Raw genomic sequence first — 23,438 nt, 5'->3', positions numbered from 1 at the left:
AATGCAAGGTGAAATTATGGAAATGCCAACCCCCGATGCGAAGGTACTAGATCGCAAATCGCAGATCGTTTCGCTCCTGCAGGCCGTTCTTCACACAGGCACGGTAATTCACGATGAAATCGAAACCCGCGCCTATGAGTGTGATGCGCTGACGGCCTACCGTTGTCCGCCGATGTGTGTGGTTTTGCCAACGACAACCGAAGAAGTCGCCGCCGTTTTGAGGATATGCGCGCAAGAGAACGTTCCCGTTGTGCCGCGCGGGGCAGGGACGTCGCTTGCCGGAGGTGCGCTTCCGACCGCCGATTGCGTTGTTTTGGGCGTGGCCCGCATGAACGAAGTACTCGAAACCGACTACGACAATCGCTTTATCCGCGTGCAAACGGGTCGTACCAATTTAAGCGTATCCGGTGCGGTTGAGGAGAACGATTTTTTTTATGCGCCCGATCCAAGTAGCCAGCTTGCCTGTGCGATTGCGGGCAATATTGCGATGAATTCTGGCGGTGCGCATTGCCTGAAATATGGGGTTACGACGAACAACCTGCTCGGTGTTCGAATGGTGACGATGGAGGGCGAAATTGTCGATATTGGTGGGGCCCATATGGGGGCCGCAGGGCTTGATTTATTGGGCGTGATTTGTGGTAGCGAAGGGCAGCTTGGAGTTGTCACCGAAGCCACCCTGCGCATTCTTCCCAAACCCGAAGGCGCGCGGCCCGTGTTGATCGGCTACGACAGTAATGAGGTCGCAGGCGCTTGTGTGAGCGACATCATCAAGGCGGGGGTCTTACCCGTCGCGATTGAGTTTATGGACCGCCCTTGCATTCGCGCTTGCGAAGCCTTTGCTCATGCGGGCTACCCCGATTGCGAAGCGCTTTTGATTGTCGAGGTTGAGGGAAGCGATGCCGAAATCGCGCACCAGCTTGACCTGATCAAAGCGATTGCCATGCGCCACAATCCCGTCGACTTTCGTGAAAGCAAATCTGCCGAAGAAAGCGCCGCGATTTGGCTGGGCCGTAAGTCGGCCTTCGGTGCAATGGGGCAAATCAACGACTATATGTGTTTGGACGGCACGATTCCTGTTTCCGAGTTGCCGCTCGTTCTTAAGCGCATCCGCGAACTCTCGGCTGGCTACGGCCTTGATGTGGCAAATGTTTTTCACGCAGGCGATGGCAACATGCACCCGCTGATCCTGTTTGATGCAAACAAAGCGGGGGATCTGGAAAAATGCGAGGCTTTGGGGGCGGATATTCTGCGGCTTTGTGTGGAGGTTGGCGGTTGTTTGACGGGCGAGCACGGGGTCGGCGTAGAGAAGCGGGATTTGATGTTGGACCAATACACAGAAGCGGATTTGGAGGCACAGTTGCGAGTCAAAGATGTGTTTGATCCAATGTGGCTGTTGAATGCGGCAAAAGTGTTTCCCCTTTCAACAACAGAAATCCGGCGTGCTGCTAAGGAATTGATCCCCAATGACTAAATCTCAAATCAATTGCCCGCGTTCCGAAAAAGAGCTAGCCGAAATTGTGCGGGATGCGAGCCGTGCGATGCGTATCACAGGCGGGGATACGCGCAGATTTGGCTCCACTCAGGCGGAGGATGTGGTGAGTACTACCGCGCTTTCCGGCATTACGCTCTATGATCCAGGTGCGCTTACTTTGGTCGCGAAATCTGGCACGCCCCTTTTGGAAATCGAAAATGCACTCGCCGCCGAAAACCAAAGGCTGGCCTTTGAACCGATGGACCAACGTGGCCTGCTGGGAACGCAAGGTGTGTCGACCATCGGCGGAGTGGTCGCCGCGAATGTGTCTGGCCCACGGCGGGTGCAGGTTGGGGCCTGTCGGGATCATCTTTTGGGGGTTCGGTTTGTCGATGGGCGCGGCGATGTTATTAAGAACGGGGGCCGTGTTATGAAGAATGTGACGGGCTATGATTTGGTTAAACTGATGGCGGGCAGTTATGGAACATTGGGAATCCTGAGCGAAGTTTCCCTTAAAGTTTTGCCACAAGTCGAAGCTGTCGCGACGGTTTTGATCAAAGGTCTAATCAATTCCGAAGCGGTTTCGGTGATGTCTCGCGCGATGGGATCGCCTTATGAAGTGTCTGGTGCGGCCCATATGCCTTTGGGTATGGAGGGCGAGGCTGCGACAACGCTACGGGTCGAAGGTTTTCACGCGTCGGTTGCTTACCGGGCGCAAGCTTTGGTCGAGATGTTCAAAGGGTGTTCTGACATCACAGTTCAAACGGACCCCACACGGACCGCTGCTGCGTGGCAAGGAATTAGCGAGGCCGCGCCCTTTCACAATGAAGCGGGTGACGTTTGGAAAATTTCCTGTGTTCCGAGCGATGCCCCAAGGTTGGCGCAAGCCGCAGGCGGCAAAATCTTGTTCGATTGGGCGGGCGGATTGATCTGGGCGCTTACGACCGAGGGGCACGATCTTCGCGTCGATCTGGGGGCTTTTGATGGGCACGCCACGCGTATTCGCGCGGGGAAAGACACCGTTGCCGATATCCCAACCTTCGCCCCAGCGCATCCTTTGATTGAACGGCTGTCGGTGGGGCTTCGCGAAAAGTTTGATCCACGTGGGATCTTAAATCCAGGTTTGATGGGATAGAAAATGCAAACGAATTTCACACCTGACCAGCTTAAAGATCCGGAGATTGAACGCGCCAACGAGATTCTGCGGGCCTGTGTCCACTGCGGATTTTGCACGGCGACTTGCCCAACCTACCAAGTTTTGGGCGACGAACTCGACAGTCCGCGCGGGCGCATTTACCTCATCAAGGATATGCTCGAAAGCGGGCGACCTGCTGACGAGAAAACCGTGAAACACGTGGACAGATGCCTGTCGTGTTTGGCCTGTATGACCACGTGTCCCTCGGGGGTCCACTACATGCATTTGGTCGATCAGGCGCGTGCATATATTGAAAAAACTTACAAACGCCCGTTTATGGATCGCAGTTTGCGCTGGATGCTGGCGCAGATTTTACCCTATCCAAAACGGTTTCGGCTTGCCCTTTTGGGCGCAAAAATCGGACGACCCTTTGCCTTTCTGATGCCTGATGCACGGCTTAAGGCGATGCTCGAAATGGCACCCAAAACGATCCCACCTGTGAGTCGCAACGATGACGCCCAAGTCTTTCCCGCGATTGGCCTGCGCAAAAAACGGGTGGCGTTGATGACGGGTTGTGCACAAAAAGCGCTGAATACGGATATAAACGATGCCACCATCCGCCTTTTGCGGCGTTTGGGCTGTGACGTTGTTATTGCCAAGGGGATGGGATGTTGCGGAGCATTGACCCACCACATGGGGCAAGAAAAGAAAAGCCACGCGAGTGCGGCGCAAAACATCAAAGTTTGGATGGATGAGTTCCGCACTGACGGGCTTGATGCGATTGTCATCAACACGTCTGGCTGCGGAACGACCGTCAAGGACTACGGACATATGTTTCGCAATGATCCTTTGGCGCAAGATGCCGCAAAAGTGTCGGACTTGGCGATGGATGTGAGCGAAGTTTTGATGCAACTCGACATGCCAAAAGGTGAGGATCAAGGCCTGCGGGTTGCCTATCATTCCGCCTGTTCCTTGCAGCATGGGCAGCAAATCAAAACCCATCCCAAAACGCTTTTGAAGCAAGCTGGTTTTGAGGTTGTAGAGCCTGCCGATGCGCACCTCTGTTGTGGGTCCGCAGGAACGTATAACTTGATGCAACCCGAGATCAGCGCAAAACTGAAGGAGCGTAAAGTTGCAACGCTCGCAGCGAAAAAACCGGACGTTATTGCCGCAGGCAATATCGGGTGTATGATGCAAATTGGACGGGCCGCCGGCGCCCCAATTGTTCACACGGTAGAACTTTTGGACTGGGCGACTGGTGGGCCAAAACCGCCTGCAATGAACTGAGTTCGGCCATATTGCTGCCTTATCTCGGAAATACTACCGGGGAAGCGACGGAGGAAATATGCGCGGACTGTTGGCAATAATTGTGGTTCTGGTTGGCCTTGGTCACGCGCAGGCGGATACGTTGCGCAAGCTTTCAACTGGCAACGATAGTCGCGGATGGGAGGCTGTTGGTCGCCTCAATATCGACCGCAAAACCATGTGTACGGGCGCCCTGATTGCGCCCGATTTGGTCCTGACTGCGGCGCATTGCCTTTTTGACAAAACGACCAAAGAGCGGGTTGATCCAGAAGGTATCGAATTTTTGGCTGGGTGGCGCAATGGTCGCGCGTCCGCCTATCGCTGGGTTGCGCATGCCGTTACACATCCCGACTATATCTTTGATACCGAAAATGTTTCGCAAAAAGTAGAGAATGACGTCGCACTTCTGCGCCTCTCACAACCCATCAACAGCACGTCGATCATCCCCTATGAAACGGGCGCTTCTCCTCGCAAAGGGGCAACTGTGGGCGTGGTTTCTTATGCGCATGATCGGGAAGCCAGCGCGAGTCTACAAGAAGAGTGCAAGGTTTTGGCGCGGCAAAAGGGCACTTTGGTTTTGTCTTGTGATATCGACTTCGGCTCGTCGGGTGCGCCGATTTTTTCCATGCGAAACGGGTATCCAGAAATTGTGTCGGTAATTTCCGCAAAGGCCGAAGCGGGCGGGCGGCAGGTTGCGCTTGGAACCTCTCTTGCGGAACCGCTCGCGGTTTTGTTGGCGGAAATGGCCGCAGAGCCGACGGTTTTTGAAAAAGGCTCGCCCAAGTTCCTAAACGGCAACAGCCATACGGGTATTGTCCGCTCTGGCGCAAAGTTTTTACGCCCTTAGGTTTTTCCGACGCCCCTCTTGAAAGCCCCAAAAACGTTCCCAAATTAAAGTGTACCGAGGCGCCAATATTGGGTCTTGGTTCGTGCCTGTCCCCTCGGGAAGGCTCCTTTTTAACGTTGTTGCTCATCAGGAGAATGACCATGCGAAACTTTGATTTAGCTCCCCTATACCGTGCCACTGTTGGCTTTGATCAGATTGCCGATCTTATGGATCGTGTCCGCTCGACCGACCAAGCACGCCCAAGCTATCCCCCTTATAATATTGAAAAAACCTCTGCAGAAGGATGGCGTATATCTATCGCCGTTGCTGGTTTTTCTGACAGCGAACTTTCGGTCGAACTGCGTGAAAGCGAGTTGATTGTCGCGGCGAAAAAAGAAAGCGACGACACCACAACAAGCTACCTCCATCGCGGAATTGCGACCCGTGCCTTTGAACGCCGGTTCCAGCTAGCGGACCACGTGCATGTAACGGGCGCCACCCATGAAAACGGTATGCTTTCGATTGATTTGAAGCGGGAAGTTCCGGAGGCGCTTAAGCCACGGCGCATCGAGATTTCCAACGGTGATTTGGCCGAAAATAAAAAGATTGAAGCCAAACCCGTCAATTAATCGACGCTAGATGAATGGAACGGCGCGCAGAATTTGCGCGCCGTTTTTTGTGGGAATTAGTTGCCGTTCGCCATGGATTTTGCCAGACGCATCAAGGTGACGGCCTCAGCGCGATAGCCAAAAGCGTCCACGCCTTTTGCGCCTTGTGCGAGGGCAATCGCCTCGTCCCAACCCCAGTCCCCCAGATAGGTATCATCGCGCAATAGCTGACCAAATCCCGCCATTGATGCCGCAAATTGCGTATCTTCTGTGGTCTCGCCCATCCCTGTATTAATTGGAGCGGTGATGAGTTTGCTTTGCGTTTCTCCTGGGGTCTTGTAGCGAATTTTGAGGAAGCCAAGCTCGTCACTCGGTGTCGACACGCTCTCTTTTGAACCATAACGCAACTCATCGTTTTTAATGGCGCTAGAGCCAACAGGCGTGATTTCATATAGCGCAGTTACGGTATGTCCCGCGCCGATTTCGCCAGCGTCAACTTTGTCGTTGTTGAAATCCTCACGGTTGAGTGCGCGGGTTTCATAGCCAATCAACCGATATTCGGCGACCTGCGACGGGTTGAATTCGACCTGAATTTTCACGTCATTGGCGATGGGGAAAAGAGCGCCGGTCAGTTGATCTACGAGCACCTTTTGGGCCTCGGCCAGTGTGTCGATATAGGCGGCCTGTCCGTTGCCATTTTGGGCCAGCGTTTGCATGGTTGCGTCATCGAGGTTGCCACGGCCAAATCCAAGAACCGAAAGATAGGTGCCTTCGTCGCGTTTTGTTTCAATAAAGGATTTGAGCGCCGCCGGATCGTGAATGCCAACATTGAAATCACCGTCCGTCGCGAGTAATACACGGGTAACTTCGCCCTCTGACTGCATGGATTTCGCAATCGTATAGGCTTGCTGTAAGCCCTCTTGTCCAGCCGTTCCACCGCCCGCTTCGAGGCGATCAAGCGCGGCAAGGATGGTGCTGCGTTCGCTGGCCGCAGTGGGTTCCAAAACCTGTCCTGCGGAGCCCGCATAGGCCACAATCGCGACCTGATCTTCCGGGCGCAATTCGCTGAGCATCAAGCGGAAGCTTTGCTTCAGAAGGGGTAGTTTGTTTTGATCTTGCATGGAGCCAGACGTGTCGATCAGGAACACCAAATTCAGCGGTGGGCGGGTATCCGTCGCGGGGAGTGCCCCTTGAATGCCGATATGAACCAGTTGCGTAGCCGCATTCCATGGCGTGTCCATAACTGTCACGCTTGGCAAAAACGGCTGGTCGCCCTGTGGCGCCTTATAGGCGTAGGGGAAGTAGTTGATCATTTCCTCGATGCGCACAGAGTCTGGATCGGGCAAATACCCGTTGGCGATAGAGGAGCGCAGGATCGCGTAGGAAGCCGTGTCTACGTCGATCGAGAAGGTCGAAACGGGATCTTCTTTGGCGGTTTTTAGCGGATTTGGTGCCGCGTTGGAAAAGGTTTCAGACTCGGACATGTCGTCGGAGAAGTAGAACTGCGGTTCGATACTCACCGCTTCCTTGCTGAGGCGCGAGAGGGAGGTTGCGGGCGCAGGGCTCGTCATTTGTACGATAGAGCGGCCTGCCAATTCGTCTGCGGGAGCGACCATCATGTCATCAACCTCATCTTGAGCAAGCATGCTTTCCTCAGGCGAAGATTTTGCGCCTTCAGACGTGGTGGCTTGTGGGGCAAGTGGCGTGTTTTGCAACTCCACGAAAATCACACCGACACCAACGGCGGCAATTGAAGTTGTAATCGCAAGCCCTGTGCGGGACGTCATTGCAGTGAACATATTTTTTACTCCTGAAATCCAGCCCGCCCGAAGTGGCGTGCTTTCAGAAGTAGGACGGGGCTCAACCACCGATCCTTGGAAGTTTTTAAAGTTTTTTTCCGCCAGCGCGATATCGGCCCGTTTTTTGGCGTCATCAGGCGCGGGAATGTCGGCCATCATGGCCTTTAGGGCGTCGAGATCATCGTTCATGGATAGCCCTCCTTTTGGTGGTAGGCGCGCAGATGTTTTTTCACTTCTGACATGCGCCATGCAATTGTGCCCTCGGAAACGCCGAGGATTTCGCCCGTTTGGGCATGGGTCAATTCCTGTCCAAGGATCAAGGAAACGGTGTCGCGCAACTCATCCGGCAAGGCCGTGATCGCGGCGGCCAGCCAGTCTTGTTTCTCGCGCATTTCGTCGTTATCCGCTTGGCGGCCAATTTCCCACCCCCCCCAGCCGTCGGAGGCCTTGGCGTGGGTTGCGTGGCGTCGGCGACGATCGTGGGCGGCATTGATCGCGACACGATAGAGCCATGTCGTGAATTTCGCCTCGCCCCGAAACCGCGCGAGTTTGGCGGGGAGGGCGGCGCAGATGTCTTGCGTCAAATCTTCGGCTTCGGCACGACTTCCCAAAAGGCGAAAGCACAGTCCAAAAAGACGGTCGTAATGCCGCTGCAACAGCACACCAAAGGCTGTGCCGTCTCCATTTGCGGCAGCCAGTGCCAAAGTTTCGTCATTTGTTTCCATTAGCATCACAATGAATAGGACGCGCGCCAAAGGTCAATCCTTGGTGAAGGTTTGAAATAAATTATTCGGGGCGGGTGTGATGCGCTAAGCTGTTTGAAAATAAGGAGAGAATTTATGCGACTAAATGTGATAGGAGCCTGTGCGGCGGTGCTGCTTTTGGTAATTTCGGATTGGCTTCACTTGCCCGAGGCCTTCGGTGCCCATCCCTACTGGTCTGGAAAAGTGCTGTTCATTGGTGGCGTTATCGGTATTTTTGGGGCATCTGCCTTCGCGGTTTTTGGCAGCCATATTCGTATGGTGATCCCCCTATTCTTGTTTGATACGGTGCTCGTTTTCGGGGCGATTTCCGCATATATGGGCAAGATGAAATTCGCGGAATCTTATGCCGAAAACGCCTTGTCGGGTCAGTTTTGGTTCTTAGGCTGGATTGCGATTGCTGCCGGAATGTCGGGTTTGATCGCCACCGCCGCGCGGTATTTATGGCGTTCCTCAGACGTTTGACGCTTACGGAAAGGCAACACGGGTTGCATTGAAATCTGTTCACCGTAAGGTGCAGAAAACTCGATTTGGAAGGCCAGAGAATGGACATGGACGACGCCTACGCAAACGCGAAATACATTCCTAATGCGTCAAATTTCTTGGAGCAATGGGAAGATAGCGCCCGTGAATGGCGTGAGATGGAAAATGCGGCGGGGCGGCTTCAGGTCAACCTCTCTTACGGCGCCCATGAGCGCGAGAAATTCGATCTGTTTTTGCCGTCTGGTCGTCCCGAGGGGTTGATGGTTTTTGTGCATGGTGGCTATTGGTATCAGTTTGATAAATTTCGCTGGTCCCATTTTGCAGAGGGGGCTACGGCGCGGGATTGGGCCGTAGCAATTCCAGGCTACCCGCTGGCCCCCGAAGCGCGGATTTCCGAAATCACGCAGAGCATCCGAAAAGCGATCGAAGAAGCCGCCAAGCGTGTGCGTGGCCCGATTGTATTGGCGGGGCATTCCGCTGGCGGGCATTTGGTGGCGCGGATGCTGTGTGAGGATGGGCTTGCCCCCGAAATCGCCGCGCGCATCAAAACCGTTGTGCCCATCTCGCCGCTCTCTGATTTACGTCCCTTGATGGAGACCAAAATGAACGCGGATTTGCGCTTGGATTTGGCTGAGGCCGAGGCAGAAAGCCCGTTCCTGCTGAAGAAGCACATCGACATTCCCGTGACCGTTTGGGTCGGTGGCGCTGAACGTCCCGCTTTCTTGGATCAAGCCCGTTGGCTCGCACAAGCATGGGAGGGGGCAAGTTTACATATCGAACCCGGACAGCACCATTTTAATGTGATCGATGGCCTCAAAGATCCAGAGAGCCCGTTGATGAAAGCCCTTTTCTGATTTGACCGCCCGAACCCCCAAAATGTTCTTACAAAAATTTCAATGTCCTATACCTGTTAAACGCGATATAAATCCCCAAATATTATATCACTATTCAAAATAACGAGGAACCCTATGGCAGATTTTGAAGCCCAAATCATCGAGTCCCAAAAGCAAGCGGCCGAGACACAGCAAAAAATGGCTGACCTTACAGGGCGGATTGAGTCTGCTCGTGCCAAGATGAAAACGGGCGCCGATGTTACGATTGATATCGAGAATGCCACGCTTGACGATGTTCATGCGCATACGCAGTTGATGAATGAAAATATCGCCGAACTCATTATGGGACTTGACGATGTAACTGCTGGATTCTCGAAAGATTTCGAAGAGTTACGCAATAAATCGGGTATCGAAAAACTGATTGGTATCTTCTCGCGCGGTAAGTCCGAGAGCATGCGCCAAGAGCGGATGCGCGAGGCCAGTGTTGACGATAAATTGCAAGATTTGATCGCCAAGTCGGATGTTATTGTGACATTGCTCGAAGGCCAACTCGCAGAGCTTGTTACCCAACGCGAGAAGGTTTCAACCAACCTGACTGAGACTTTAGACGAGCGTGAAGCCGTGGTTGGCGAGCTTGAAACGCTCCGAGTGGACATCCTTGCGATGGACCCGAAAATTATCACACTAGAAGGCAAGATTTCCGTTGAACAAGGCGCCGCTGCGCGCACAAAGCTTGAAACAGAACTCGCGAAGTTGAACACGACGTTCAACGAGAAAGTGCAACTGGAACAGGTAAAACTGGCCAATTCCCAGACACTCGAGCGCTATATCGAAAAGGGCAAAACCTGGATCGACTCGTTGCAAAATCAAGAAGCGACCCAGATGGTTTTGATCAATAAATTGCAGACGGACACCAAGCAACGTGTTGTTTTGTATGATGCTTTGACAAAATCCCTGAAAACGGCACAGCAACAAGACGTGGCGCACCGTATTAATGAGATTGGTGTGCAAACCGACAAGGAAGCGCAGACCGCGATGGCGGCGATTGGCACAGCCACGAATGCGAAAATGGCGGACATGATGGAAGCGCACGAAGATCACATGGTTTTCGCCCGTAAAGTTTTGGAGCAAAAGGCCAAAGCGGATGAGCGCTTTGCGCGCCGGTTTGAAGCCATCGTCGAGAAGCACGATAAAAACCTCTATGGAGGCTGATCGGGCCACCAAAGGGACGTAATCTTGTGGCGCAGTGGCAATTTGGAACGGTCAAAAATGACGATCAAAGAAGACTTAATGAATGACCACGTCGGACTAACCGACACCTTTGCTGCGCGCCGCTATTTTGCCAAATTTGAAACGATCACCGGCCATCTTGAAACCGTGGCCGACATGATGAAAGATGAGCAACGGCTGTCTAAACGGGACCGCAAAGTTGTGCTGGATTATGTGCAGCGTTTAGGGCGCACGTTTCGCGCGTTAGCCAACAAGTATTTGTTGACTGGGCGCGACACTGGAACGTTTTTCGGTAGTCTTTCTATCGATAGCACCGAGAGCGGTTTTCCCGTTTTCCATGAAATCCTGAACATGGCCGCGGATGCGCAGCAAGCCGAGCGTCATTTGCGCAATATGCCAAGTATCGAGGCCCTAAAAGACGATATGGTGCGCACGATTGTTGGCGATCTTGAGATTCCGACCAAGCTGCAATTCGCGATGTCACAGCGTAAATATTACGAGGCTTTGCGGGCAAACGAAATGTTCTGGAATCGCAATGATCCAGAGCTTCTGTGGGCAGGAACCGTCGACAATCGGCGCAGTTTTTTGGTGCATTGGGCCGTTTACGACAGCGAAAGCAACTTGCCCGTTATTTACTTGATGGATGTTGAGGACACGGGCGCAACCGCGCTTCCCAAGGACACCCGTCGTTGGCCACAGGCCCAAGCCAAGTTGATGTCCCAAAGCGTGGCGGGCCTGAAATTGGTGACCATCGCAAAAGGGTTCGACCTTGATTTCGATGACCTTCACCCAAAACGTCTGCGCCGCCTGTATGTTGGGCCGATGTACAGTAGCGCTTTCACGCAGCAAAACGGCCCCATTCGACAGGTTTTAGAAGACGCGCACTCCCCGCAGGGAGAAGATTGGGCGCTGGCTTGGACAGTTGAAACCCTCGAAAGCGAACGGGTTGTTGAGGAAAAATCTGGCTGGTTTGGTAAAGTAGAGCGCGAAGTTTTTGCCCTTGATCCCTTTGGCGCACAGGGCGTGGAATCAGGCGCGACGCGGACACAGAGGTCTCTCATTTTACCCCAAAAGCCTTATCAAGTTTTGGATGATTTAAAGATTCCAGGCTTTGCAAATGTGCAGAAATTCGTCGTCGCGCCCAATGGGCGTGTCATCAGCTATAATTAAAATGCCCGTTACATTAGAAAATAGGATGTCGATATGAGCCTGTCGAGCGATCAAATGGAACTGCGCGAAGAGGATATTCGCAAACATTATGATGCGGCATCGGCGCTCTTGGTGGGCTTTGACCACACCCCACGCATTGGCAAAGGCAAGGAAACGTCGGGCGCTGAAAAATCGGCCGGCCTCGGAACGCGGCGGCGGTTTCGCAGCACAACACCGGGCCTTGTGACGCGCAGCACTGCTCGCCCAGAGGGGGTCCAGCTTGTTGCCCGCATAGAGGGGGCAGATGAGGCCGATCCGTTGACGTCGCCGCTTCAGGCCAGCGCGATGCATGCCTTGCGGCGCGCGCTTGCGATTTCGCTCGCAGTATCGGAACAATTTGGCGAAACAACCCATCTTGCCGCATTGAAACGCGATAATTTGGCGGGAGCCCTTCAGGAGGCGCGTCGGACGGAATTCACAGAGCTACTTACGGCGGAAGCCCTTATTTCTCTCCATGTTTTCGCGAACTCCTGTGCCTATCTTTTGGCATCCTTTGTGGGGGAAACCACGGTGGAGGTCGGCGAGGTTGAGGAGGTTTTGACGGACAACGGCCAAATCGCCTTGCACGGCGCGCTTTGGGAGTTGGATCAGGATATCGGGGCCTTCGCGACGGAGGACGCGCGGCTTGCCGCGGCGATCTTGGCGTATTGCGAACAATTGATGGAAAAAGTTACCCTGCGTGCGCAAAATGTTACGACTGTGGGGTCCTTTTCGAGTGCGACTTATCACGTTGAAGCCGATGATTTGACGATCGCGGGTTTTACACCTGCTGGCCGTGGGAAAAGCACCAAACTCACCATGTCGTTCAAGAAACCGAACGAGGTTGTCGGGAACCACATCGCCAAATATCAATCGATGAAACTGGCCAAGATGTTGATGGCCTATGATTTTGACCGCAAGCTTAATCCCTTTGCCGAGCTTGGTGGGTTCATCTTTACGTTCATGGGCGATGGCGCGCCCGGAACCGGAAAAACGACGCTTATCCAGATGATGGCGGGCCTGATCAGTGAGTATTGCAATGTTGCGGGCTATACCTTCCGGTTTCAAAACCTGAGCACGGATAATATCGATAGTTATCAGGGCAAGTCGGGACAAAATGCCAAGGCGTTTATCAACAATATTCTCGATCCAAACGTCATTGGCTTTGGCACTATTGATGATATCGACCAACTTGCAGGCAAGCGAGGTGATCGACAATCCAGTGCGGGGCAACTCGAAATTACCGCAGTATTGATGGAGAGTTTCGCGGGCGCAAATACCGTCGTGCGCGGGAATTGTACCTTTGGGATGTTCAGCAATTACCCCGAGAATGTCGATGACGCGTTGCGGCAACGTGCGGGTGCGCGCTTCCTTGTGGATGGGCCGCAAACGCGCGACGATTATATCGACATTCTGAGCCTGCTTATGGGGAAGCACCACGATATCCCCTTGGGGCAGCACAATTTATTCGAAGCGCAGGAAATCAAAAAAGCCGTCGCCGCAAGCTTTGATGGGCATTCAAAACCGCATGAACTAGGCCTGCTTAACGTTTATGATCGGGTGCATTCTGACCTCGGAGACCTCGACACGATTGCCAAGATCGGAACCTATTTAAAGGCCATTCAGGAAGCGGACCCACGTTTTACGGGGCGGGCCATCAAGAACATCACGGACGCTGTCAAAGTGCGTGCGATGGACTTTGAATTACCCGATGAATGGATGGAAAACCCGGAGTTATTTTTGTTCAAACCCTACGATGAGAAGCGCGCAATGATCGAAGATATGCGCAAACCTATTAACGTCGAAATGGTGATCCAAGAGGTGAACCGTTACGCGGATTCCGAATTCCGATATGCCGATAAATCCGACGAAGTGGCGATCGAAAACGCCGTTCGCGATATGGAACGCATGGAAGAAGCGAAGCGGCGGTATCTGGGGGGGCACGCATGATACGCCTGATCCAGCGCGGTTTAATGTTCGGAAATCTCGTTCCTGTGAGGTCGACCGTGCTCGTGGCGCGGTACAACGCGGCGTTGAAATTGCTCATTGGCAAAGAAACAGCGCTGACGGATTTCCACATTGATCTGTCAGGATACTCGCCCGAAATCGGCGATGAGTTTGGCGATCATTTATACCTCAATCAGGGGGGGTGTAACCGTCAATTTATTCTTCTGACGACGGAACAAAAACGAGCGCCGTTGTTGAATGCACAGTTCTCCACAAGTCGTCGGATTTTACGACAGTTCATTGAGCAGAATGAGGCGGAGCTTTTTGCCCTGACGGCCCGTGATGCGGTTGGCGGAGAATTGGAAAACTCGGTGTTTTCGGTGAGTGATCCCGCGCATCTTTTGGACATCCGCACAATCGTTGTGCGGGCGGATACAACCCAGTCCCACGTTGCCAATGCAGAGGTTCTGTCCGAAAAGATTACCGATTTCAAATCGCGCCCTGATGCGTGGTGGGATGATGTCCTCATAGCAGAAATGATTGAGTTAGCAAAGAAAACCGGCGATGTGACACGCAATCCTGTCACCCTTAAAGCTACAAAATTTCAGCAAGATGATTTTTGGACGAAGCATTTCGGCGGGTTGTATGTTTTCCGAGATGTGGAGCATCCCGCAGCAATCGCGAGCAATGGGCGCGAGGCAGTCGAAGGCCTCCCAATGGAGTTTGTTTTCGGCATCAAGGAACGCACAAAAATTGTGCAGTTTCTTTCGTTGAATGATTTGGTGGAACCCATTTGGGAGGGAAAATCCGTCGATGTACCCTCGATTTTACGGCAGAAAATGGATTTCATTGCCATAGATGTCGCCGCGGAAATGGGTGCGGACTTGGCGAAGGCGGATCGGCGCGAAATCCGCAATTTGACCCGAAAATATGCCGAGAACCTACCGCAGGAATACATCGAATTGGCAAAACTATTGCGCTGGTCCGAGGGCGATGGGCCGTGGCCGCGCCTAAATTCCAACGACGCGGCCTATTTCTATACTTTGCGGGCGCGGTCGGGTCCAAATTTTGATCTGGTCAATATGTTGCTCGCGGAATTATCGCCAAAAGACATCCGTCAGCTCTTTATTTGCCACAAAGAACAGTTTTACCAACGCTACAGCACATGGGCCGATAGCAAGAAAACCTATGTCGCGGATTTTCTTGTGTCTGAGTATCAGGTGGATAAAGTTGGGGCACGCGAGGCGCTGTTTGGGGGGGAGAACTCGATGGCCGAACCAGAAACTATAGTTGAAGATATTATCGATCGAGTTGGCCCGTGGGGTGCCGTGAGGAGGCGTTCATGATTTTCACCCTTGCGCGGCAGTTCTTTTTTGCATTCGTCGGGCTGACGGTTATCTATCTGATTTCGCGTTGGTTTGCGGCGTCTTTGCGCCGTGAGGATTTGGAAGAGGAGTTCGACGAAGAGGTCAAAGAGGGCGATCGGGATGCCTTTATTGAGGAGGGGATGGAGCGGTATCGCAAGTCGTTTCGTCGTAAAGCGCTTGTTCTGATCTATGTCATTCCCCTTGTTCTTTATGTCATCGTTCTCTATTTAATCAATTTTTATTGAGGTCGTCATGCGCTACGTGAAAATAACTTTCTGGGTCTTGCTCGTTACGACGGTCTTTGCTTTTTTCCACTATAATCTCCCGCAGCGCGACATCGTGCGCATCACGGGGACCGAGATTATTCGGGCCGATTTTTCGGGATCGAACAGTTTCTTTTATGCCGAACCAGACAGCGGTGCCCAAGCGGCCACCAACCGCGATTTGCGTCTCGTAAACGCGGCGTATGACGGCGGAAAAATCATTGTCTACCGCAATGAAGACACCGGAATTTTCAACTGGCCGCCTTACTTCAAGATCAACAGTTCAAACCTCCAGGCGGAGGCTGCGGATTTGATTTCGTTGCGCGACGATCCGATTTGGGTCGCGGTTACCCACTATGGCTGGCGCAGCGAATTTTTGTCGATCTATCCAAATGTTATCAAGTTTAAAGTTGTCGACGGACCAGACGTGCGGCTTATCCCATGGATGAGCATCATCATCCTGCTCGCGTTTGCTGGTTTGATCTTCTGGCTTTGGCGGGTGTGGGTGCAATTCCGCGAACGCAAAATCGACCCTTTGCTGGATGATGCGACTGAAGCCTTTGAGGCCGCAGACCAGCGCGCGGATGCCGTTAAGGACCGCGCGCGCGGTGTTTGGGGACGGTTCAAGGCGTGGCTTGGGTCTTGGCGCGCAAAGCCACGTAAATAGGCTTAACTGGATTTGGGCGCGCATCGAACGGTTCGATGAGCGCCCATTTTTTTACTCGCCGTAGGGAATCCAGATGTTTTTCACTTCGGTGGCCTGCATGAGGAATTCGCGTCCCCCCCCTTGAGTGCCATACCAATCGCGCGCGTGGCCCTGATTGAGCCATGTGCGTTTGAGGTTGCTCGCGGAGCGGCGTTCAAGATCTCCTGAGATATCGGTGGACGAGAAGTTCCAAATCGCGTCGACGTCCATATGGTCGGCGAGAGTTGCGCCAAGACCGCTGTGTTCGCCAGTGATGATATTCACAACACCTGTGGGAACGTCAGACGTATCAAGCACTTGATAGAAGTCGGTTGCCGCCAGTGGGAACGGCTGGCTTGCCACAAGGACGCAGGTGTTGCCCATCGCAATTGCCGGTGCCATTACCGAAATCAAGCCAAGCAATGGCGCTTCGTCAGCACAGAGCGCGCCGATCACACCCACAGGTTCTTTCATCGCTAAGGCGACGCCGCGAATAGGAACACCATGGGCAAGCCCATCGTATTTGTCGGCCCAAGCGGCATAGGTGAACAGGCGGCTGATGGTGGCTTCGACCTCCGCCTTTCCGCTGTGTTTTGCGGATTTTGGTTGCATGGCGTCTAGGGTCTTGGCAAATTCTTCGGCGCGGGTCGAAAGGTTTTCTGCGATGTAATAGAGAATTTGCGCCCGCAAATGTCCTGTGGTTTTTCCCCATTTTGACGCACTATGGGCCGCTTCGACCGCATTGCGTATGTCCTTGCGACTCCCGACGCCAACATGTCCGAGCAAGGCCCCTTTATGTCCGTAAACGGCTTTTGAGTATCCACTATCAGGACGTGCCTGCTTGCCGCCAACATAGAGTTTGGCGGTGCGGTCAAGGCCGTCCACCTTCACCGTGGTTGGCTCGGGGATGGCCTCGACAGGCGCGAGTTTTTTGGATTTGGATTTGGATTTTGTATAGGCCGAAAGTCCTTCCCAACCGCCTTCGCGTCCCATGCCGCTTTCCCGCACGCCGCCAAAGCCAGCGGCCGCATCAAAGAGGTTGGTGGCGTTGACCCAAACAACACCCGCAACAAGTTTAGGGGCGACGTCAAGGGCGAGGTTGACGTTCTCAGTCCAGAGGGTCGCCGCAAGGCCATAGCGCGTGTTGTTGGCGATTTGGACCGCTTCGTCAGGGGTGCGGAAGGTGGTCGCGCAGAGGACAGGGCCAAAGATTTCTTCCTGCATCAAAACCGACGATGTATGAAGGTCGGTGATCAATGTTGGTGGGTAAAAACAGCCATCGGCAGGCATTATGCAAGGCGCTTGGTAAACGGTGCCCTCGTTGCCGTGGTCTGCGACAAGGCGCTTGATGGTCGCGAGTTGTACGGGGTCCACGATTGCGCCCACGTCGATACATTTATCGAGCGGATCGCCGATGCGCAGGCTGGCCATACGCGCGCGCAAACGAGCGTAGAAATCTTCGGCAATGCCTTCCTGAACCAACAGGCGTGATCCTGCGCAACAGACTTGGCCTTGGTTGAACCAAATCGCGTCGACAAGCCCTTCGATGGCGCTATCGATATCCGCGTCGTCAAAAACGATGTAGGGGGATTTGCCGCCCAGCTCTAAGGTCAGAACCTTGTTTTGCCCCGCCGTCGCGGCGCGAATTTTGCGGCCAACTGCGGTTGAGCCGGTGAAGGCCACTTTGTCGATCCCTTCGTGGGTAACAATGGCTTCGCCCGTTGCTCCGTCGCCGGTGACGATATTGACGACCCCGTGTGGGAGTCCCGCCTCTTGGCAGATTTCCGCAAAAAGCAGCGCCGTAAGGGACGTGTATTCCGCAGGTTTCAGAACGACAGTGTTTCCCATAGCAATCGCAGGGGCGATTTTCCAAGCCAGCATCAGGAGCGGGAAGTTCCACGGAATGACCTGACCACAAACACCAATGGCTTCGGCGTCGGGAAGTTCGGCTTCCATCAATTGCGCCATGCCCGCGTGGTAATAGAAGTGCCGCGCGACCAAAGGAATATCGATGTCCCGGCTCTCACGGATGGGCTTGCCGTTGTCGAGGGTCTCAAGGACCGCAAAGAGGCGCGAATGCTTTTGCACCAACCGCGCGATGGCATAGAGGTATTTCGCCCGCGCATGTCCCGATGTTTTGGCCCATGGCCCTTGCGCCGCGCGGGCTGCTTTTACGGCGGCGTCAACATCGCTTTGGGTGCCTTGGCTGATGATCGCGAGGGTCTCGCCATTGGCTGGGTTTTTGCTTGGGAAACCCTTGACGGGTTTTGTGAAGGTACCGTTGATAAAATGGCCAAAACTGTCGCCGCGATCCACCAGCCACGCAAGGGCTTCAGAGACGCTTTCGGGGGCGGGGCCATAGTCCATTGTGTCGAATATCTCTTTTACTGTCATGGTCTTATCCAATCGCGTGACGGTGGGCGGCGGAATAGCGGCCGGTAACATGGTGCTCTAGTTGGCGCTCAAGATCGCCTAAAAGCGAGCTGGCCCCAAAACGGAATAAATCGGGCTCTAGCCAACGGTCGCCCAGTTCGTCCTTGATAAGGGCGAGGTAGGTCACGGCATCTTTGGCCTTTGAGATGCCACCTGCGGGTTTATAGCCAACGCGGTAACCTGTACGCGCGTGATAGGCGCGGATGGCGCGGATCATCACGAGGGTAACGGGGAGGGTAGCGTTGACGGGTTCTTTGCCCGTTGATGTTTTGATGAAATCAGCGCCTGCCATCATGCAAGCAAGGCTCGCGCGGGCGACATTGCGTAGGGTCCCAAGTTCGCCTGTCGCCAAAATTGCTTTCACATGTGCGTCGCCGCAAGCTTCGCGCATGGCCCGCATTTCGTCGTAGATTGCTTGCCAATTGCCGGTGAGCGCGTGGCGGCGGGAAATCACGATATCGATCTCTTTTGCGCCGGCCTTAACGCTTTCACGGATTTCTTCTAGGCGTAGGTGGAGGGGGGATAGACCCGCAGGGAAACCTGTTGATACGGCCGCAACGGGGATACCCGTTCCTTTGAGGGCGTCGACCGCCGTTTCGACCATATCGTGATAAACGCAAACCGCGCCGGTGGTGATCGGGGGCATACCGAGCGCGTCTAGAATATCCGCGCGTACGGGGTGGGCGGCCTTGGCGCACAGGCGTCGCACGCGACCCCATGTATCGTCGCCGGAGAGTGTTGTAAGGTCGATCAACGTAATCGCTTTGAGCATCCACGCCGCTTGATAGTCTTTTTTAACCGACCGCCGTCCAGAAATAGAGGCAGCGCGGCGCTCAATCGCAGAGGTGTTCGCTTGCACCGAAAGGACCCAGTCCAAATCAAGGTCCATCCCAGGATTGCGTGGCTCGTGGACTTGCGGCAATTGCGCGGTGGCAACAGCGGCGGTTTTTACCGTCGTCTTGGCTTGGTTTTCCATCAAAGAGGCTCCGGATTGATCAGGACAAAGGGTCTCATTATTCCTTCGTTATTGCAAGTTTGACCGTTTGGTCAAGGATTGGTGCGCTGAGAAGGCTAAATCAGAGTGTTTTCAAGGCTTGTAAAGCAAGGTAGGTAGAAGAAAGAGAGCCTAAAACCCGCTTAGCCCACGGAGACCCCAATGAGTTTTGACCGTAATATTAAAATCGCCCCGTCCATTCTTGCCGCAGATTTCGCCAACTTTGGTGCCGAGATTTTGGCGGTTCAGGAGCAGGGGGCGGACTGGATTCATGTTGACGTCATGGACGGGCATTTTGTGCCAAATATTACGTTCGGTCCAGAGACTTGTAAAGCGATCCGTCCCCATATCAAGGGGGTGATGGACGTGCATTTGATGATTACGCCGGTCGACGCCTACATCGAAGCCTTTGCCAAATCCGGTGCCGATATTATTACCGCCCACGTCGAAGCAGGCCCTCACGCGCACCGCACAGTACAGGCGATCCGCAATGCGGGCGCCAAGGCGGGTATTGCGCTCAATCCAGCTACGCCCGTTGAAAGCATCGAGTATCTACTGGATATGATTGACCTCATTTGTGTGATGACGGTGAACCCCGGATTCGGTGGACAGAAATTCATTCATAGCCAAATAGATAAGGTTAAAAAACTTCGTGCCATGGTTGGAGATCGTCCCATTCACATCGAAATTGATGGCGGCGTGACCCCCGAAACAGCGCCCCTTGTGACGGCTGCAGGTGCAGATGTTTTGGTCGCGGGATCGGCAGTATTCTCTGGTGGTAGTGTGCAAAACCCAGCGCCCTATGGCGAAAATATCCGTGCAATTCGGGCGGCGGCCGTGGCGGCACAGGGCTAAAGGGATGAACAGCACCATCTACCACAACCCAAAATGTAGTACGTCTCGGTTTGTTTTGGAGATTATGCAACTCGCTGGCGAAACTCCGGAGATTGTGTTGTATCAGCAAGTCGGGTGGACAGAAGATCTGTTGCGCACGATTTTGACGGACGCGAAACTCTCGGCGCGCGATATACTGCGCACCCGCAATACGCCCGCAAAAGAGCTTGGCCTCATGGACCCTGCGACACCAGACAGCGAGATTTTACGTGCGATGATTGCGGACCCAATGTTGGTCGAGCGTCCAATCGTGCGGACCTCTAAAGGGGTCGTTCTTTGCCGCCCTAAAGAAGTGATTTTCTCGGTGCTGAACGACCTGTCTCCGCGGACCCTAATGACAGACAAAGGCGAGAGTTTTCAAATTCCGCGGGATGAGATTTTAGAGCAAAGTTGACAGGCCTAAGGGGCAGCCCTAGGAGTCTCCGAATAAAAACAAGGGGAGAGCGGCGTGGGATTATTCGACTTAGGCGGTATTTTGATCCCGCTGGCCTTTCTGTGGATGATCTTTAACCTTTTTCGCCAAAGCAAAAAACTTAAAGACCTCAGTGCGCGTATGGACGTTCTGGAAGCGCCAAACGCGGCCACGGACACTGCACCGAGTGAAGTGGCATTGCCCACTCCGGAAGGTTTTGTTCCCGCGTCGGCAGCAGTTGTCGAAGATGTAGCACCCACAGTCTGGCCCACGTCCTCCCTCAAAGAAGTGCAGACACCAGAACCCTCAAAAGCCTTCGTTCTGACCTCCCAAAATGCTGCTGCGATTACGGAATGGCTCAAAGAAAAATGGTTCCTCGCAGTTGCCGCGCTTTCGTTCGTTTTGGCGGGAGTATTCTTGGTGCAATACAGTGTGGAAAACGGAATCCTGACCCCTGTTTGGCGCGTCATAGGGACCCTTACCCTAGGTGCCGCCTTGATAGCTGGGGGCGAATGGGTGCGCAGACGGGCCAGTGATGAAACGGGACACGCCGCAGCACTTCCGTCGACGCTGTCGGGTGCTGGGATCGTTCTATTGTTCATCGGCGTGTTGGCGGCGCGGCAAATGTATGGCCTCATCGGTGCGGAAATGGCCTTCGTTAGTCTTGTGGCCGTGTCCTGTGTGGCGCTTGTCCTTGGCTGGTTCTATGGCCCGTTTCTGTCGATTGTTGGTTTGCTCGGAGCCTCGCTGGCCCCGTTTCTTATCGGCGGGGCCAGCGAGGCTCCGAATTTCTTATATGCCTATTTTGTCCTTATTTGCCTCGTCGGATTGGCGATTGATACGGTGAAACGCCGTGCGTGGGTTTCGGTTTTGTCGATAGTTGCGCCCTATTTTGCGGCAATGGTTTTGTTTCAATCGGGCACTACGGAAGGTGTTTATTTCTTGGCGTTTGCCCTGATTGTTGCCGCGGGCGCCACGACCATCCCCGTACGAACCCTACATCCCAACCACGAAGGCACATCCGTTGGGCAGGCGTTTTGGCGTCTTGTCCGAAAGGATTTCTCGTCGTCAATGGAGACGCTGCCAACCGTTGAATTCCCGACGCGGCTGGCGTTCGGTACGTTTGTTGCGGCCCTTGTCGTCATTCTAGCAGTTGGGGCGGATGCTCCGAATACGACTACCGCGTGGGCGGCCATTGGCGCGGCTATGCTCCTGTTTGTGGCCACTAATTTCTGGCTCCGTGCAGCACCCGCTCTTTGGGAGTTGGCGATGGGGCCTGTGGTGGTGTTTCTGGCCTTGATCACCCTTGAAGGGATCAATCGAGGGCCGTTGCTCGCGGAATTTAACGCGGGTCTGACACGCGCTCCAGAGATCGCCCTCCCAACAACCGTTTACGTTCTCGTCGCGCTCGGAATAGCGATGAGCTGCGTGCTTTTTTGGCTGGGGAACAACCGCAAAAATGGTCGTTTTGCCTTGAGCGTCGGTGGCGCAGTTACGACCAACGCCACGCTTGTGGCGCTCGAAGCGTTTTGGCAACCGGTGTATGTTTTAACAGCGAACCTATGGGCCGGAATCGCGATGTTTGTCGCGGCTTTGATGGTTGGTATGTCGCATCGGGTCGCCTTGCTAGACAATCCAAATAAACAACGCGCGGCCATCTTTGCGATGTCGGCCCTCTCCCTGATAAGCTTTGCGCTTACGATAATGTTGTCACAAGCGGCGTTGACGGTGGCCTTGAGCGTTATGGTGCTACTTGCTGCTCTTCTTGAGCGCAAATTCGACATGCGGCGGTTGGCGTATTTTGTTCAGATCGGCACGATCGTTGTTTCTTACCGGTCCTTTGTCGACCCTGGATTTTGGTGGATTTACCGTGTTTCGACGCTGGAATTCTCTTTGGTTGCGATTGCAATTCTTGGATTGATAGCGGCGACGTTTGTCGTCCTGAGAACCCGAGACCAGAAAGGCGCGCTTCTGGTTGTGGAATCCGCGTTCTGGAGTCTTGCGGCCATGTTTGCCAGTGTCGGCCTCGCGCGTTTGGTGGATTATTTGGGCGGCGGCGATGAAATCACGGTTTCGTTGGCGGCCTTGGTCGTTTGGGTTTCGGCGGCCAATCAGTTGTACCGCGCAAAGCATGGCGCGCGCATGTTCCGGATCGTGCGGCTTCTACTTGCTTGGATCTTTGGCATTTTGGGAACAGTGTTGATGCTCGTTGAGCTGGTTATTTTCAATCCAGTTTGGGGCTTAGAAGCTAAGTCCGTTTTCGGCCCTATCCTCCTAAACTCTTTGATCATTGGCTATGGTGGTTTGGCCTGCCTCTTTGGTTTTATCGCATGGCGTATGACGCATCTGAAGCTGCGGACGCGAAAATTCTATGCAGGGCTTGCGACTCTCTATGCGGTGATTTTCGCCGCGCTTGAAATCCGCCACATCTGGTGGGGCGGCGATATGGAAGACTACCAAGGAGTGCTTGATGGTGAGTTATATAGCTATACCATCGCGATGCTTTTGTCCTCGGCGGCGCTTTTGTTCTATGCGTTTTCCCGTCGCAATTTGATGCTGCGGCGGTTTGCTATGATCGGCATTGGTCTCACGATTGCGAAGGTGTTCCTGATCGATATGTCGGGGCTTGCGGGCCTCATTCGGGTCGCTTCCTTCCTTGGCCTCGGGTTGTCGCTTGCGGCGCTTGCGTGGATCAACGGCAACATGACGCGCCAATGGGATCGCAGTCCAAATCAAAACGACAACACTTAGCATTCAGATAGGGTTGTATCTCTCGCACGACGGGCCTAAAGAGCGCGGTTCCT

General features: G+C 53.9%; 20 protein-coding genes. 16 read left to right on the top strand and 4 right to left on the bottom strand.

Going from position 1 to position 23,438, the window contains the following annotated elements:
• Nucleotides 1-16 precede the first annotated feature (16 nt).
• The 5 genes from AB9F29_RS04360 to AB9F29_RS04340 all read left to right on the top strand — a co-directional run bounded on the left by AB9F29_RS04360 (nt 17) and on the right by AB9F29_RS04340 (nt 5,366).
• A complete protein-coding gene (locus tag AB9F29_RS04360) occupies nt 17-1,471 on the top strand; it encodes an FAD-linked oxidase C-terminal domain-containing protein (protein ID WP_369754730.1) in 1,455 nt (484 codons plus the stop codon).
• On the top strand, nt 1,464-2,606 hold the full coding sequence (locus tag AB9F29_RS04355) for an FAD-binding protein (protein ID WP_369754729.1): 1,143 nt from the start codon (nt 1,464-1,466) through the stop codon (nt 2,604-2,606). Before AB9F29_RS04360 ends, AB9F29_RS04355 begins: the two co-directional genes overlap by 8 nt.
• 3 nt (nt 2,607-2,609) lie before the next feature.
• Entirely contained in the window at nt 2,610-3,893 is a 1,284-nt protein-coding gene (gene glcF, locus AB9F29_RS04350) for a glycolate oxidase subunit GlcF (RefSeq protein ID WP_369754728.1), read from the top strand.
• A 58-nt stretch (nt 3,894-3,951) separates the two neighbouring features.
• Nucleotides 3,952-4,758, top strand: coding sequence for a serine protease (locus AB9F29_RS04345; RefSeq protein WP_369754727.1), 807 nt, complete (start codon nt 3,952-3,954; stop codon nt 4,756-4,758).
• Between the two features lie 140 nt (nt 4,759-4,898).
• Nucleotides 4,899-5,366, top strand: a complete 468-nt coding sequence (locus AB9F29_RS04340; RefSeq protein ID WP_369754726.1) for an Hsp20 family protein — start codon at nt 4,899-4,901, stop codon at nt 5,364-5,366.
• A gap of 56 nt (nt 5,367-5,422) precedes the next feature.
• Here AB9F29_RS04340 and AB9F29_RS04335 read toward each other — a convergent pair whose 3' ends face one another.
• Together AB9F29_RS04335 and AB9F29_RS04330 are read right to left on the bottom strand one after the other, a co-directional pair.
• On the bottom strand, nt 5,423-7,333 hold the full coding sequence (locus AB9F29_RS04335; protein ID WP_369754725.1) for a von Willebrand factor type A domain-containing protein: 1,911 nt from the start codon (nt 7,331-7,333) through the stop codon (nt 5,423-5,425).
• A complete protein-coding gene (locus AB9F29_RS04330) occupies nt 7,330-7,869 on the bottom strand; it encodes an RNA polymerase sigma factor (RefSeq protein ID WP_335584186.1) in 540 nt (179 codons plus the stop codon). The genes AB9F29_RS04335 and AB9F29_RS04330 overlap by 4 nt, the downstream gene beginning before the upstream one ends.
• Before the next feature lie 114 nt (nt 7,870-7,983).
• On the opposite strand from AB9F29_RS04330, the gene AB9F29_RS04325 reads away from it, so the two are divergent.
• The 8 genes from AB9F29_RS04325 (at nt 7,984) to AB9F29_RS04290 (ending at nt 15,883) form a co-directional block, all read left to right on the top strand.
• Nucleotides 7,984-8,370, top strand: coding sequence for a hypothetical protein (locus tag AB9F29_RS04325; protein ID WP_335584173.1), 387 nt, complete (start codon nt 7,984-7,986; stop codon nt 8,368-8,370).
• 80 nt (nt 8,371-8,450) lie between these two features.
• On the top strand, nt 8,451-9,242 hold the full coding sequence (locus tag AB9F29_RS04320; protein WP_369754724.1) for an alpha/beta hydrolase: 792 nt from the start codon (nt 8,451-8,453) through the stop codon (nt 9,240-9,242).
• 114 nt (nt 9,243-9,356) lie between these two features.
• Nucleotides 9,357-10,433, top strand: coding sequence for a hypothetical protein (locus AB9F29_RS04315; RefSeq protein ID WP_369754723.1), 1,077 nt, complete (start codon nt 9,357-9,359; stop codon nt 10,431-10,433).
• Between the two features lie 57 nt (nt 10,434-10,490).
• Entirely contained in the window at nt 10,491-11,621 is a 1,131-nt protein-coding gene (locus AB9F29_RS04310; RefSeq protein ID WP_335584170.1) for a hypothetical protein, read from the top strand.
• 33 nt (nt 11,622-11,654) lie between these two features.
• A complete protein-coding gene (locus AB9F29_RS04305; protein WP_369754722.1) occupies nt 11,655-13,589 on the top strand; it encodes an ATP-binding protein in 1,935 nt (644 codons plus the stop codon).
• Nucleotides 13,586-14,932 carry a DUF6638 family protein gene (locus AB9F29_RS04300; RefSeq protein ID WP_369754721.1) on the top strand — a complete coding sequence of 449 codons (1,347 nt, stop codon included), beginning with the start codon at nt 13,586-13,588 and terminating at the stop codon, nt 14,930-14,932. The genes AB9F29_RS04305 and AB9F29_RS04300 overlap by 4 nt, the downstream gene beginning before the upstream one ends.
• Entirely contained in the window at nt 14,929-15,198 is a 270-nt protein-coding gene (locus AB9F29_RS04295; protein WP_369754720.1) for a hypothetical protein, read from the top strand. Before AB9F29_RS04300 ends, AB9F29_RS04295 begins: the two co-directional genes overlap by 4 nt.
• 7 nt (nt 15,199-15,205) lie before the next feature.
• Entirely contained in the window at nt 15,206-15,883 is a 678-nt protein-coding gene (locus AB9F29_RS04290) for a DUF1523 family protein (protein WP_369754719.1), read from the top strand.
• Between the two features lie 51 nt (nt 15,884-15,934).
• Here the strand turns inward: AB9F29_RS04290 and AB9F29_RS04285 are convergent, their stop codons facing one another.
• On the bottom strand, nt 15,935-18,295 hold the full coding sequence (locus AB9F29_RS04285; RefSeq protein WP_369754718.1) for an aldehyde dehydrogenase family protein: 2,361 nt from the start codon (nt 18,293-18,295) through the stop codon (nt 15,935-15,937).
• Between the two features lie 4 nt (nt 18,296-18,299).
• On the bottom strand, nt 18,300-19,310 hold the full coding sequence (deoC, locus tag AB9F29_RS04280) for a deoxyribose-phosphate aldolase (RefSeq protein ID WP_369754717.1): 1,011 nt from the start codon (nt 19,308-19,310) through the stop codon (nt 18,300-18,302).
• Nucleotides 19,311-19,490: 180 nt separating this feature from the next.
• Between deoC and rpe the strand changes: the two genes are divergently transcribed.
• From rpe to AB9F29_RS04265, 3 genes are read left to right on the top strand one after another with little or no spacing between them, the layout of a single operon-like run.
• Nucleotides 19,491-20,183, top strand: a complete 693-nt coding sequence (gene rpe, locus AB9F29_RS04275; RefSeq protein WP_335584163.1) for a ribulose-phosphate 3-epimerase — start codon at nt 19,491-19,493, stop codon at nt 20,181-20,183.
• A 4-nt stretch (nt 20,184-20,187) separates the two neighbouring features.
• Complete coding sequence (locus AB9F29_RS04270) at nt 20,188-20,616, top strand: arsenate reductase family protein (protein WP_369754716.1); 429 nt, start codon at nt 20,188-20,190, stop codon at nt 20,614-20,616.
• A 54-nt stretch (nt 20,617-20,670) separates the two neighbouring features.
• Nucleotides 20,671-23,385 (top strand): DUF2339 domain-containing protein, encoded by a 2,715-nt coding sequence (locus AB9F29_RS04265; protein WP_369754715.1) that lies wholly within the window; start codon nt 20,671-20,673, stop codon nt 23,383-23,385.
• Nucleotides 23,386-23,438 lie beyond the last annotated feature (53 nt).

The sequence above is a fragment of the Falsihalocynthiibacter sp. S25ZX9 genome (genome assembly GCF_041205405.1).
In the GTDB taxonomy this organism is placed as follows: domain Bacteria; phylum Pseudomonadota; class Alphaproteobacteria; order Rhodobacterales; family Rhodobacteraceae; genus Falsihalocynthiibacter; species Falsihalocynthiibacter arcticus.
The sequence above is the reverse complement of the archived record's forward strand: the minus strand, read 5'-3'. Positions and strand labels throughout refer to the sequence as shown.